The sequence below is a fragment of the Frankia sp. CcI49 genome (assembly GCF_001983215.1).
GTDB classification, from domain to species: Bacteria; Actinomycetota; Actinomycetes; order Frankiales; family Frankiaceae; genus Parafrankia; species Parafrankia irregularis.
Window position 1 is genome coordinate 328431 of sequence record NZ_MOWP01000014.1, and the last position, 12965, is coordinate 341395.

General features: G+C 71.9%; 12 protein-coding genes. 2 read left to right on the forward strand and 10 right to left on the reverse strand.

What is annotated here, in order from left to right; all coding sequences use genetic code 11:
* The first annotated feature begins 342 nt into the window (after positions 1 to 342).
* Positions 343 to 981 (forward strand): hypothetical protein, encoded by a 639-nt coding sequence (locus CcI49_RS13200; protein WP_241840043.1) that lies wholly within the window; start codon positions 343 to 345, stop codon positions 979 to 981.
* Positions 978 to 1463, forward strand: coding sequence for a DUF4439 domain-containing protein (locus CcI49_RS13205; RefSeq protein WP_198955518.1), 486 nt, complete (start codon positions 978 to 980; stop codon positions 1461 to 1463). Before CcI49_RS13200 ends, CcI49_RS13205 begins: the two co-directional genes overlap by 4 nt.
* A 130-nt stretch (positions 1464 to 1593) precedes the next feature.
* Here CcI49_RS13205 and CcI49_RS13210 read toward each other — a convergent pair whose 3' ends face one another.
* The 10 genes from CcI49_RS13210 to CcI49_RS13255 form a co-directional block, all read right to left on the reverse strand.
* Positions 1594 to 2574 (reverse strand): HAD family hydrolase, encoded by a 981-nt coding sequence (locus CcI49_RS13210; RefSeq protein WP_076826776.1) that lies wholly within the window; start codon positions 2572 to 2574, stop codon positions 1594 to 1596.
* 138 nt (positions 2575 to 2712) lie between these two features.
* Positions 2713 to 3168: an Rrf2 family transcriptional regulator gene (locus CcI49_RS13215; protein ID WP_006545460.1), complete on the reverse strand. Its 456-nt coding sequence runs from the start codon at positions 3166 to 3168 to the stop codon at positions 2713 to 2715.
* Between the two features lie 92 nt (positions 3169 to 3260).
* Positions 3261 to 4352, reverse strand: coding sequence for an ABC transporter permease (locus CcI49_RS13220; protein ID WP_076826778.1), 1092 nt, complete (start codon positions 4350 to 4352; stop codon positions 3261 to 3263).
* Positions 4342 to 5103, reverse strand: coding sequence for an ABC transporter ATP-binding protein (locus CcI49_RS13225; protein ID WP_076826781.1), 762 nt, complete (start codon positions 5101 to 5103; stop codon positions 4342 to 4344). The genes CcI49_RS13220 and CcI49_RS13225 overlap by 11 nt, the downstream gene beginning before the upstream one ends.
* Before the next feature lie 107 nt (positions 5104 to 5210).
* Positions 5211 to 6284 carry an ABC transporter substrate-binding protein gene (locus CcI49_RS13230; RefSeq protein WP_054564984.1) on the reverse strand — a complete coding sequence of 358 codons (1074 nt, stop codon included), beginning with the start codon at positions 6282 to 6284 and terminating at the stop codon, positions 5211 to 5213.
* A gap of 316 nt (positions 6285 to 6600) precedes the next feature.
* Positions 6601 to 7452: a GNAT family N-acetyltransferase gene (locus CcI49_RS13235; RefSeq protein ID WP_076826784.1), complete on the reverse strand. Its 852-nt coding sequence runs from the start codon at positions 7450 to 7452 to the stop codon at positions 6601 to 6603.
* A gap of 16 nt (positions 7453 to 7468) precedes the next feature.
* The gene (gene ispG / locus CcI49_RS13240; protein ID WP_054564986.1) at positions 7469 to 8623 is read right to left on the reverse strand and encodes a flavodoxin-dependent (E)-4-hydroxy-3-methylbut-2-enyl-diphosphate synthase; all 1155 of its coding nucleotides are present in this window, start codon (positions 8621 to 8623) and stop codon (positions 7469 to 7471) included.
* A gap of 263 nt (positions 8624 to 8886) precedes the next feature.
* The gene (locus CcI49_RS13245) at positions 8887 to 10074 is read right to left on the reverse strand and encodes a site-2 protease family protein (protein WP_076826786.1); all 1188 of its coding nucleotides are present in this window, start codon (positions 10072 to 10074) and stop codon (positions 8887 to 8889) included.
* The gene (gene dxr / locus CcI49_RS13250) at positions 10074 to 11324 is read right to left on the reverse strand and encodes a 1-deoxy-D-xylulose-5-phosphate reductoisomerase (RefSeq protein WP_054564988.1); all 1251 of its coding nucleotides are present in this window, start codon (positions 11322 to 11324) and stop codon (positions 10074 to 10076) included. The genes CcI49_RS13245 and dxr overlap by 1 nt, the downstream gene beginning before the upstream one ends.
* Positions 11325 to 11479: 155 nt before the next feature.
* A complete protein-coding gene (locus CcI49_RS13255) occupies positions 11480 to 12799 on the reverse strand; it encodes a PHB depolymerase family esterase (RefSeq protein ID WP_241840044.1) in 1320 nt (439 codons plus the stop codon).
* Between the last annotated feature and the right edge of the window lie 166 nt (positions 12800 to 12965).

Below are 12965 nucleotides of genomic sequence, written 5' to 3' on the forward strand. Positions count from 1 at the left end.
ACGCGGCGCCTCTGCCCGCGGCCTGTTCCACCGGCGACCGACCGCGGCGGCGCAAAAGCAGCCACATTACCCTCGGATGCGCCCTCGCCCCGGATGCCGCCCGGACGCGATGGGGACCCGATGCACTGTCGCCAGCCCAGATGCACTGTCGCCAGCCCCGACGCGCTGTCGCCCCGCGTGCGCGCGCCCGCCGGGTCAAGCGTCGAGCGTCACACAGTCGAGATCCTTAGCCTACGTCTGCCGACGGGCCTCTCCAATTTCGGGCCGGTCCGGCGACCGGACCGGACCGGCGGTGCGACCGCGGAGCCGGCACCGGGCCGCCCATGTGCGAAGCTGCCTGCCGTGCCCACAGCAGCCGGTTCCGGTCCGTCGCGCCGGGCGATCCTGGCCGCCGTCCCGCTGGTCGGCGCCGGAGCATCGGTCCTTCTCGCCTCGGCCGGCTGCACCGGCTCGGACCCGGTGGCCCCGACGCCGACGGCGAACCCGGCCGACGTCGCGGCCGCCGCTGCTGCCCACCAGCGGGAAGCCGAGTTGCTGACCGCCTACGACGCCGCGATCAGCCGCCATCCCGGGCTCGCCACGACACTGCGCACGATCCGCGCACATCACGCCGACCATGCCAGCGATCTGGCCGCCCTCGGGCTGCCCGGCGTCGGCGCGTCCGCGACATCCGCGACATCCGCGACATCCGCGGCGTCCGCGACATCCGCGGCGTCCGCGACATCCGCGGCAGCGGCGACAGCACCCACGACGTCCACCGGGGATCCTGTGCCGAACACCGCGGCCCCAGCGGACACATCCGAGACGCAGGCCGCCACGCTCACCACCCTCGCGGCCCTCGAAGGCACCACCGCCGCCGCGCACCGGGCCGGCTGCCTCACCGCGAGCACGGGCCTGGCGGGGCTGCTGGCGAGCCTGTGCGCCGCCGAGTCGGCGCACGCGGAGCTCATCGGCAAGGCGCAGCCGACGGTGGCCCGGTGACCGCCACCACCGGGGTCGCGGCCTCGGGGGCACCCGACCCGCAGGCCAGGGCACTGTCGTCGATGCTGGCCTCGGCGCACGCCGCCGTCTACGCGGCCGCCGCGGCGGGCGGCGTACTCGCCCCGCTGGGCGACGCGGCCCGCCCCGCTCGGGATCTGGCCCGGACCGCCCTCGACGATCACCGGGCTCTGCGGGACTCCCTGGTCGCGATGCTGAGAACACGCGGAGCGACGCCTCCCCCGGCGCTCGCCGCCTATCAGCTGCCGGTCGAGCCCGCGGGTATCGCCGGATCACTCGACCTCCTCGCCCGCATCGAGGACCAGTCAGCCGTTTCCGCCCTCGCCGCGGTGGACGTTCTCACCGGTGCCGACCGGGAGATGGCCGTCGACACACTGGTCGCCATGACGCTGCGGGGGCAGCGAGCCCGGCTCGCCGCCGGTGTCGCCCCGGCGTCCGTGACCGCAGCCTTTCCCGGCCGCTGAGCGGCCGCTCGGCAGGCAGGCATCCGGCAGCGCTGCCCGCTCGCCGCACGGAGCCCCTCGCCGCACGGAGCCGATCGCCGCACGGAGGCTGGTCGACGAATGCTGGTCGTCGGACGGCGGGCGTCCGGAATCAGCGCGGTGGCGGCGTCCCCGGCCTGGCCGCCCCGAACGCGTCGAGGACGTCGAGAAGCTGTCCGAGCCGGGCGATGACCGCGTCCGCGGCGACAGGCCGCTGTCCCCCGGCACGTCCCTCGTCATCCCGAGGAATCGGATCGGCAAACGGATTCGGGCGGGCCGGTCCGGCCAGCTCCGTCCGGCCCGCTCCGAGACCGCCCGGTCCGAGACCGCCCGGTCCGAGACCGCCCCGGCCATCCGAGACGAGGACGGTGCGCATGCCGGCGGCTCGGGCACCACGGATGTCGGTCTGCACGCGGTCGCCGACGAAGAGAACACGGGACGGATCCACCAGCCCGAGCGCGTCGAGCACAGCCTGGAACGCGATCGGATGCGGCTTGTCGAACGGAAGATCACTGGTGTAGACCCGCGCGTGGAACAGGCCGAGCAGGCCGTCCCGCTCCAGCAGCCGCTCGTGCCACAGCCGTGGCCAGCGGGTGTTCGTCAGCAGGCCGACGAGCAGGCCACGGGCGCGAACGAGGTGCACGAGCAGCAACGCCTCGGGGTCGCACATCGTGTGCGGGGTCCACGCCGCCAGGTCACGACGGGTGGCGGCCTGCAGCACCGCGGCGGCCACGTCGACCCCCAGCCGGGCCGAGGCCTCGGCGAGCAGCTCGGTGACCGAGCCGGTCATCCCGTCCTGGGCACCGTTCCCGGACAGCCCGTCGGCGCCCTCCCGGCCCCGCCACCAGGCTGATTCCAGCCCGGCCAGGATCGCGGTGATCTCATCCGCGTGCGCCGGCGAGATCTCGATGGCGGCCATTCGCCACAGGTCGAGCAGGTCCACGTCGTGGAACGGCGTCAGTGTGCCGCCCCAGTCGAAGACCACGGCTTCGAGCGGCCTTCCGCCGTTCGGGYCCGAAGCCCCGCCGGCAGCCGGGTCGACGGCTCGGCCGACAGCCGGGTCGGTGCCCTGTGTGAACCACGAGAAGGCCACCCGATCACCGAACTGGCTGCTGGCCCACGGCTGGCCGGCGGCCCGCGACTGTCTGGCGCCCCACGACTGTCTGGTACCCCACGGCTGTGTGGTGGCCCGCGGCCGTCCGGTGGCCTCTGGCCATGTGGTGGCCCCTGCCTATCTGGTGGTCCATGCGTCCGGATCCTCCCGCAGCTCACAGACGATGTCCGGCAGTTTCCCGCTGGCGACGTCGGCGAGGGTCACGGCTTCCAGCACCCGGCGCAGGTTGACCCTGGTCGCGATCCAGACGTCCTGGAGATGCTTGGCCGCGCCCTCGTAGTGCGCGGTCTCCGGCGGACGGCCGCGGACGCTGGCCAGCGGGCCGTCGGTCGCCCGGATCACCGTGGCGATCGTGATGTCCTCCGCAGGGCGGCAGAGCTGATAGCCGCCGTCGGCACCGCGGCGGCTCTGCACGAGGCCGCTGCGCCGCAGGTCGGTGAGGATGTTTTCCAGGAAACGCAGGGGGAGGTCCTGTGCCGAGGCGAGGGTCTCCCCCTTGACGAGGTTGCCGTCCGAGGCAGCGAGCGTGAGCAGGGCCCGCAGTGCGTAGTCGGCCCGGGCGGAGATCTGCATGGCACTATCTTGCAGCCCGCAGCGCCAAGCGGCGCTCGGTGGCCCCGCGGACCTGGGTGGCCGGGCAGCCCAGGTCGCGCGACGGCGGCCGGTCAGACCCCGGTACCGGACGGGCCCTCCGCGCCGCCGGCGGGTGCCGGCAGGTGCCCGCCACCCGGCTCGGCACCCGGCTCGGCACCCGGCCCAGCGACCGCCTCCGGGCCGGGTCGCCGGGGCCCACGGGCCGCCTTGACCGCGGCCGAGCCTTCGGCCAGCAGGCCTCTTCGCTGCCGCATCCGCCGGTCGAGGGCGTTGAAGACGGCATCCACGACCACGCCGACGACGAAGATCGTCAGCATGGACACCATGACACCGACGGTGTCCGAAAGGTCGCGGGCGTTCTGCAGGTTGGCGCCGATCGAGGGATGGCCGGGGACGATGACGATCAGCTCGCCGGCCATCAGGCTGCGCCACGCGAACGCCCAGCCCTGCTTGAGCCCGGCGAGCACCGACGGCAGCGCCGCCGGGGCCACGACATGCCGATAGAGCGCGAAGCCCTTCGCCCCCATGCTGCGCCCGACCCGGACCAGCAACGGCGGGACGTAGTCGACGCCGTAGATGACACCGTTGGCCACCGACGGGGCGGCCCCGAGCACGACGACGAACATGATGGCCGACTCGCTGAGCTGGAACAGCAGGATCGCGAGCGGGAACCAGACGATGGACGGCATCGTCTGCAGCGCGGTGATGAACGACCCCACCGCGGTCCGCAGCAGCGCGAAGCGCGCGACCGCGAGCCCGACAGCCGCGCCGATGACCACCGCGAGCGCGTAGCCCTGGCCGGCACGGCTGAGGGTTCGGCCGAGCGCGTCCCAGAAGTCGGCGGTGCCGAGCTGGCTGAAGAACTCGGGCAGGGCCTCGTCGGGGCCCGGCAGCACGTAGGTCGGCTTCCAGCCCGACCAGACGACCGCCTGCCAGAGCAGCAGGAACAGCGCGAACGCGGCGACCTTCGGCCACGTCGCGGACCATGTGCGGCGCGCCAGCGGACGCTGCTCACCCACCGGGATGTCGAGCGCGTCGAGGCCCGCCAGGGTCTGGTCCGACGTCCCGTCCGACGTCCCGTCCGACGTCCCGTCCGACGTCCGGCCCGGCGTCCGGCCCGGCGTCCGGAGCGACGGCACGCCGGTGTCGGTGTCAGTGGCCATGACGGGCGACTTCCTCTCGCAGCCGTGCCGTCACGGCGGCGGCCAGCTCGGAGACCTGGGGCTGATCGATGCGGCGCGGGCGGTCGATCGCGACGTCGAAGACCTCCGCGACCCGGCCGGGACGGGAGGAGAGCAGGACGATCCGGTCACCCAGCCGCACGGCCTCCCGCACGTCGTGGGTGACGAACAGGACGGTGATGCCGGTCTCCCGCCAGATCCGCTCCAGCTCGTCGTGGAGGAGGTCGCGGGTCATCGCGTCGAGCGCCCCGAACGGCTCGTCCATGCAGAGGATGTCGGCCTCCTGGGCGAACGCCCGGGCCAGGCTGACCCGCTGGCGCATGCCCCCGGACAGCTCGTGCGGACGCCGGTCCGCCTGCCCGGCGAGGCGGACCATCGCGAGCAGCTCGCGGACTCTCGCCTCCCGGCCCGCCTTCGGCATCCGGCGCAGCTTCAGCGGCACCTCTACGTTGCCCCCGGCGGTCAGCCAGGGCAGCAGGGCCGAATCCTGGAACATCATCCCGACCCGGCGCCCTCCGGTGTCGACCGTGCCCGTCGTGGGCCGGTCCAGGCCGGCCACCAGCCCGAGCAGGGTCGACTTGCCGCAGCCGGATGCTCCGAGCAGACAGACGAACTCACCGGGCCGGACATCCAGCGTGATGTCGTCCAGTGCGCGGACCTGGCCTGCGCCGCCGCCGAAGACCCGGCTGACGCCGTCGATCCGCAGCGCCGCGCCCGTCGTGAGAACGCTCAACGCTTGCTCCCCTCGGGATGTGTGGTGCGCCAGAGCGGGTGTCGTCGCGGCCATGTGGCCGCCACGGCACCCGCTCCGTTACCTGCCTGTGCTCTCGCGCCCGTGGGCTACTTGTCCGCGACCGCCGGCTCGCCCGCGTCGGCGAGAATCCTGTTGACGACCGAGAGGTCGAAGATCCCGTCGAGCTGGGGGTCCTTGATGAGCCCGAGCTCCTCCTGGTGCGCGGCCGAGGTGAACAGCGACTTCGCGACCGGGTCCGGGCTGAACGTCAGGCCCTTCCAGGCGGACGAGACGACGTCGTCGGCGAGCGGCTTGCCGGTGAGCTTCTTCAGCGCCTCGTTCGCGGCGGCCTGCCCGGCGGCCGGGTCGTCGTTCAGCTGCTTGATCACGTTGATGTTCGCCGTGATCAGCCGCTCGACGATCTCCGGGTTCTTCTTCAGGTAGTCCGTGCGGACGAGCAGGACGGTGGTGACGAACTTGCCGTCGGTCTCGGGCCACTCGTCGGCCTCGTCGACCAGGACGTGCCCGCCCTCCGAGACCAGCCTGGACGCGGTGGGCTCGGGCACCCACGCGCCGTCGATGGCACCGGACTTGAACGCGTCGACGGTGATCGAGTTGTCCTGCGGGCGGATCGAGACGTCGCCGCCGCCCTTGGTGTCGGTCTCGAAGCCCTTCTTCTTGAGGAAGTAGCGCAGCGCGACGTCCTGGGTGTTGCCGAGGCTCGGCGTGGCCAGCGTCTTGCCGCGAAGCTGGTCGACCGAGGTGATCTCCGGCTTCACCACCAGCGCCGCACCGCCGGAGGTCACCCCGGAGACGATCCGGATGGCTTCGCCCCTGGACTTGATGAAGGTGTTGACGGCCGGGTTCGGACCGATGAAGCCGGCATCGATCGCGCCGGAGAGGATCGCCTCCGCCTCCTGCGTGCCCGAGTTGAACGTCGAGGGCGCCAGCTTCACTCCGGAGCCGAGCTCCTTGGCGAAGGTGCCCTGCTCGACGCCGACCAGTGCCGGGGCGTGGGTGAGGTTCGGGAAGTACCCGAGCCGCAGGGTTCCGGTGACCTCCCCGGACGCCGCCACGGACTCCGACCCCCCGTCGTCGCCCGAGCAGGCGGCCACCGTCAGCGCTAGCGCACTGGCAGCAACCAGTGGCACGAACCTGCGCCACAGACCCTGGGGCTTCATCACGTTCCGTACCCTCTCCCACACACCCGATCGTCTAACAAACTCGATCGAATGCGTCTTGTCGATTGATTACGTCGAGAAGGTAAGGATGCCAGAGATAGGGCGATAGCGCCACAGCAATGAACACGGATACCGAAAAGTGCGACGATCAGTGATCGAACGACCACGATCCGGCAATTTCAGGTGCTGGAGGAGGACGCGTCGACCACCACGGCGCGAGTAAGGGATCCGTGCACGCGACGCGGCGCGGAAGTGGCGCGGAAATGGCGCGACATGGCAGTCGCAGTGAGAGCCGGGCTCAGCCCGGACGTCCGCGCTAGAAGAGGATCGAGGCGAACGTGCCCACGCGCTCGAAGCCGACACGCTCATAGGCGCGGCGCGCGACGTGGTTGAAGTCGTTCACGTACAGGCTCACGACCGGGGCGAACATCGCCCGGGCCAGCGCGACGACGCTGGCGGTACCGGCGGCGCCGAGGCCGCGGCCGCGTAGCGCCGGGTCAACCCACACGCCCTGGATCTGGCAGACGTTCCCCGCGACGGCACCGAGCTCCGCCTTGAACAGCACCCGGCCGTTCTCGATGTGGGCGAAGGACCGCCGCTGCCCGATGAACTCGGCGACCCGGGAGCGGTAGAGCGCGCCACCGTCGGCACCGACCGGCGAGACCCCGATCTCCTCGGTGAACATCGCGATGCAGGCGGGGAGCAGGATGTCCAGCTCATCTGGCCGGACCTGGCGGACCCCGGGATCGGGCGCGATCCTGGGCTCGTCGTTGATGGCGAGTAAAGGCTGCTCGCCGCGGATCTCCCGGGCCGGGCCCCACACCGGCTCCAGATGCCGCCACATCGCGGCGACCGCCGAAGCGACGCCGACGATCGACGAACAGCGGCGCCCCTGGCGGCGGGCCCGCTCGGCGAACAGCTTCGCCGAGTCCGGGCCCGCCCCCACGGGCCAGAGGTTCGCGCCGGAGTAACACAGGGCTGTGAGGGTGCCGTCGACCGTGTGCCCCCAGACCTCGGCGCCCAGGCGCCAGGGATCCAGGCCACACGCCGCCACCCGCGACGCGACGAACACGTCCGCGACCGGGTTGCGGCTCAGCAGCTCGGTGACCGCGGGAAGATCCCGGTCATCGAGCAGCCTGGTCGGAGTGGAGCGAAGCGGCAGACCCATCCAGCCCTTCCCGTTGTCAGGCCACAGACACCGACGGCGTACCGGAGGCCGCGCCGTCAGCCTCCATCTCCTCCGCGATTCGCATGGCCTCCTCGATCAGAGTCTCCACGATCTGCGCCTCGGGGACCGTCTTGATTACCTTGCCACGGACGAAGATCTGACCCTTGCCGTTGCCGGAGGCAACGCCGAGGTCGGCCTCGCGGGCCTCGCCCGGGCCGTTCACGACGCAGCCCATGACGGCCACGCGCAGCGGCACCTCCATGCCCTCGAGGCCGGCGCTGACCTCGTTGGCGAGGGTGTAGACGTCGACCTGAGCCCGGCCACAGGCCGGGCAGGAGACGATCTCCAGTCGCCGCTCCTTGAGCCCGAGCGACTCCAGGATCGCCGCGCCGACCTTGACCTCCTCGATCGGAGGAGCCGACAGCGAGACCCGGATCGTGTCGCCGATACCCTCGGCCAGCAGGGCTCCGAAGGCGACCGCCGACTTGACGGTGCCCTGGAACGCCGGGCCGGCCTCGGTGACACCGAGGTGCAGCGGGTAGTCACAGGCCTGGGCCAGCAGCCGGTAGGCCTGAATCATGATCACTGGGTCGTTGTGCTTCACCGAGATCTTGATGTCGCGGAAGTCGTGCTCCTCGAACAGGGAGCACTCCCACAGCGCCGACTCGCAGAGCGCTTCCGGGGTGGCCTTGCCGTACTTCTCCAGCAGGCGCTTGTCGAGCGACCCGGCGTTGACACCGATGCGGATCGGGGTGCCGGCGCCCTTGGCGGCCCGCGCGATCTCCCCGACCTTGTCGTCGAACTGCTTGATGTTGCCCGGGTTCACCCGGACCGCGGCGCAGCCCGCGTCGATCGCGGCGAACACGTACTTCGGCTGGAAGTGGATGTCGGCGATCACCGGGATCGGCGACTTGCGCACGATCGCCGCGAGGGCGTCCGCGTCGTCCTGACTCGGAACGGCGACCCGCACGATCTGACAGCCGGCGGTGGTCAGCTCGGCGATCTGCTGCAGGGTGGCGTTGACGTCCGAGGTCAGCGTGGTGCACATCGACTGGATGGAGACCGGGGCGTCACCTCCGACCGGCACGTTGCCCACGTGGATCTGCCGGCTGACCCGCCGGGTTCCGACCGGGCGGGGCGGAGCGGCGGGCATGCCCAGAGTAACGGTCACGATGTCCTCACTGGCGTGTCGGATTCTTGATCGTCAATTGGCGACCCGGCCCCGGTCCGCCATGGGCGACCGGGGCATCCGGGTCGATCAGGTCCGAGCCGATTCACAGATCGGCTGGATCGGTGTCAATCAGGTCGATGGACGTCGTGCGGAGGCGGCGCACTCACGACGGCCGGCGCGACGCCCGACCGGATCCGCCGGATCGACCGGCGACCGGGACGTCCACTGACCACCACCGCGCGCCACCGCGGGTACACGGCGGCTCACTGGTTGATGCGGATGGGGTTGACGATGTCGGCGGACAGAATGATCAGACTGAACCCGACGAGAACGACGACCGTGGCGTACGTGGCTGGTAACAGCTTCGCGAAGTCCACCGGCTGCACCGGCCCCCGGTAACCACGCAGCCGCCGCAGCCCGTGTCGGGCCTGCTCGAAACCGAGCACCGCGATGTGCCCGCCGTCGAGCGGTAGCAGCGGCAACAGGTTGAAGATCCCGATGGCGAGATTGATCGCGGCCACGAGGAACAGGAAGACCCCGATGCGGTCGGACCAGTCCTCGTCCGCGGTGACCACGTCGCCACCGAGGCGGGCCGCGCCCACCACACTGATGAAACCGCTTTCGTCGCGGTTGTCACCGAAGATGCGGCTGATGTCATCGAGCCGTTCGGTGAACGTGTCGTACATCCCGGTGAACCCGGAGCCGATCACCTTGAAGGTCTCCGGAACGGCTCCGAGCACCCCGTAGTGAACGGACTCCTGCCCCGGCCTGACTCCCAGGGCTCCGACCGGGTCCTTCCCCTCGCCGCCGGTCCTGCGGTCACGCAGGACCTCGCCGAGGTCGGGGCGCAGGGTCAGCTGCCGGCCGTCCCGGGAGACGACGAGCTCGGCGGGCCCGGGTCCGTGCTCTCGCACCAGCCGGGTGAAGTCCTCCCACGTGGTGATGGACGTTCCCTCGAAGCTCACCACCCGGTCGCCCTTGAGCAGCCCGGCGGCCGCCGCCGGGCCGGCCCCGGTGCACTCGGTCTGGCCCGCCGCGGGCAGGCACGTCGTCTCCCCGATCAGCGTCTCGCTGGTCTGCTTGGTGCCGAGGGTGACCAGCACGCCGTAGATCAGCACGATCGCGATGACGAAGTGGACGAACGAGCCCGCGGACATCACGACCAGCCTCGCCCGTGCCGGGGCCTTGTAGAAGGCCCGCGGCTCGTCAGCCGGGTCGATCTCCTCGAGGGAGGTCATTCCCTCGATCTTGACGAACCCGCCGGCCGGGATGGCCTTCACCCCGTACTCGGTCTCCCCGCGCTGCTTCGACCACAGGGTGGGGCCGAAACCGACGAAGAAGCGGGACGCCTTCATCCCGAAGTACCGGGCCGTGACGAAGTGCCMGGCCTCGTGCAGGACGACCGAGACGAACAGGGCGAGGACGAAGGCTGCGATGCCCAGGGCTGCCATCAAGCACGTCCTCCGGCCGCCACAGGCCGCCCACCGGCCTGTTCGATCAGACGGTTCGCCGCGGCCCGGGCCTCGCGCTCGGTCTCGAACACCTCGTCCAACGTCGGACGGGCGATCACCTCGTGCGCTTCCACCACCTCAGCCACCAGGTCGACGATACGGACGAACGGCAGCCCACCCGCGAGGAAGGCCGCGACGGCCTCCTCGTTCGCCGCATTGAACACCGCCGGAGCGGTGCCACCGAGCCGGCCCGCCGTCCGGGCGAGGTCGACCGCGGGGAACGCGACGGTGTCGAGTGGCTCGAAGGTCAGCGACTGCGGCCGGGTCCAGTCCATCGGCGGCTGTGCCAGGGGCACCCGGTCCGGCCACCCCAGCGCCAGGGCGATGGGCAGCCGCATGTCCGGCGGCGACACCTGCGCGATGGTCGAACCGTCGGTGAACTCGACCATCGAGTGGACCAGCGACTGCGGATGAACGACGACCTCGATGTCGTCGTAGGGCACCCCGAAGAACAGGTGCGCCTCGATCAGCTCGAGGCCCTTGTTCATCAGCGTCGCCGAGTTGATGGTGACCAGTGGCCCCATCGCCCACGTCGGATGCGCGAGCGCCTGCTCGCGGGTGACGCCGGCCAGCTCGTCCCGGCTCCGCCCGCGGAACGGACCGCCGCTGGCGGTCAGCACCAGCTTGTGGACCTCCTCGCGCCGCCCCCCGCGCAGGCACTGGGCCAGCGCGGAGTGCTCGGAGTCCACCGGCACGAGCCGGTCGGGATTGCCGCCCAGCGCCTCGAGCACCAGCGGGCCGCCGGCGACCAGGGACTCCTTGTTCGCCAGGCCCACCGTCGCGCCTGCCTTGAGCGCCGCCAGGGTCGGGGCGAGCCCGACCGAGCCCGACACCCCGTTGAGAACGATGTCCGCCGGCCAGGACGCGATCTCGACGGCCGCGTCGGGCCCCGCGAGAATCTTGGGAACCGCGAACTCCCCGCGGCGGTACCCGCGCCGGGACGCCTCCGCGAAGAACGCGAGCTGCAGGTCCTGCGCCGCGGACGCGGCGGCCACACCGACCGCCTCGACGCCGAGATCGAGCGCCTGCTCCGCGAGCAGGTCCACCCGTGACCCGCCGCCCATCAGCGCCACCACCCGGAACCTGTCCGGGTTGCGGCGTACGACATCTATCGCCTGGGTTCCGATCGAGCCGGTGGACCCGAGCAGAACCACTTCACGCTGGACCGAAGCCTCCGCCACACCGCCCATTCTCGCAGGCCCTTCGACGCTTGGACCGAGGCCTGTTCGGTTCCTGACAGGTGCAACCCGAAGGTGTGCATTGGGTGCACCCGCGCCTACCCGCGGTCAGCACCGAATACGCTGACCTGCCCCGTAGCCACTGGCCTCTCACCTGGCGTCAACCCTCACCCGCCGGCGGCCGCCGGGCTCGCCGATGCGGTGGCGGACACAGAGGGGACCACTGGAGTGGGGGACGGAGTCGGTCCGGTCGTGGGCTCGGTGGTGCTATCCGGTACCGCGGATGCGGACGGTTCCGGGCCTGCCGACCTCGTCGCGGACGCCGGTGCCGGGCTCGTCGTGGGAACGGCCGGCCTGGTCGCACCGCCCCCGGCCGTGCCACCGCCGCCGGAAGCACCCCCACCGGTGACCGTCCGGCCGTCGGCCGGATGCCCGCCGAAGAACTCCAGGGCGACGACGGTCGCGCTCAGGTTCGACACGGTGGCCCCGAGCTCGGGCCGCGCGGCCGCGCCCGGCCAGGTGTGACCACCGCCCTTGATGGCCAGCACCCCGACGTCCTTGCCCGTCGGGCAGGACGTCCAGGCAGTGAGGGCGGCGCTGGACATCTCCGCGCCGGCGGAATGCTCACCGCCGCAGCCGAACGCCCTGGCGTACCGGTCGGTGCGGCTCTCGACGGGCTGCGCGACCAGTCCCGCGAAGGGCGCGGTACGGGCCGGGCCGCCGCCGTCCCAGGGAGCGATCGCGTCCGCGGTTCCGTGCATCTCGAGCAGGTTCGCGCGCGGATCCGCGCAGTCGTCCGGGACCCGGCTCGCCGCGACCGTGACCACGGCCGCGAACCGGTCGGGCAGCGCGCAGGCGAGCTCCAGCACCATGTCGGCGCCATCGGAGAAGCCGCTGGCGAACACCCGCTTCGGGTCGAGGCACATCCGGCCCGTCAGGTCGTTGAGCACCGTGCCGATGAACAGAACGTCGTCGGGGCCGACCTCGGCCGAGCGGGTGAGGTTCCACCGGGCGGACACGCCGACCGGGGTGACGACCGCATAGCCCGATCTGGTCCCCGCGTCAGCCATCCCGGTGTACTGCTCCAGCTGGTCCACGGACTGGTCGCGGTCGTGCAGGTTGACGACGAGCGGAAGCGCCGTGCCCGCCCTGGCGCCCTGGGGCACGGCGAGCCGGTACTGCCGATCCGTGCCCGCGACGGTGACGGTCTCGGTGGTGACCCCGGACGGCAGGCTCTTGCCCGTCTGGCAGCCGCTGGCCGGCGGCGCCGGCACGGTGGGAAGCGCGGCCAGCGCGGCCGCACCCGAAGCCCCTGCCCTGCCCAGCGCGGTCGCGACCGGCGCCGCGGCATCGGACTTGCCCGACGGGGACTGTGACATCGCATACCAGAGCAGCAGGAGGAGCACCCCCGCCGCGGCGGTGATCGGCAGCCAGAGCGTGCTGTTCGGCCGGGAGCCGTTGCGCAGCGCACCGGAGCGAGCCCGCACCCGGCCCGCGGCCGACCTCGCCGAGCCCGCGGCCGACCTCGCCGAACCGACACCAGATCTCGCCGAACCGACACCAGGTCTCGCTGATCCGCCGGTCGACCTCGCCGAACCGGCACCGGGCCGGCCGTTGCCTCGCCGACGCCCGGCAGGGCTCCCGAACGCCACG

Excerpts from the sequence above, each read along its gene's own strand:
- dxr (WP_054564988.1), bottom strand. The coding sequence starts at position 11,324 with ATGGGCGGTGTGGCGGAGGCTTCGGTCCAGCGTGAAGTGGTTCTGCTC.
- CcI49_RS13230 (WP_054564984.1), bottom strand. The coding sequence starts at position 6,284 with ATGAAGCCCCAGGGTCTGTGGCGCAGGTTCGTGCCACTGGTTGCTGCC.
- CcI49_RS13220 (WP_076826778.1), bottom strand. The coding sequence starts at position 4,352 with ATGGCCACTGACACCGACACCGGCGTGCCGTCGCTCCGGACGCCGGGC.
- CcI49_RS13235 (WP_076826784.1), bottom strand. The coding sequence starts at position 7,452 with ATGGGTCTGCCGCTTCGCTCCACTCCGACCAGGCTGCTCGATGACCGG.
- CcI49_RS13215 (WP_006545460.1), bottom strand. The coding sequence starts at position 3,168 with ATGCAGATCTCCGCCCGGGCCGACTACGCACTGCGGGCCCTGCTCACG.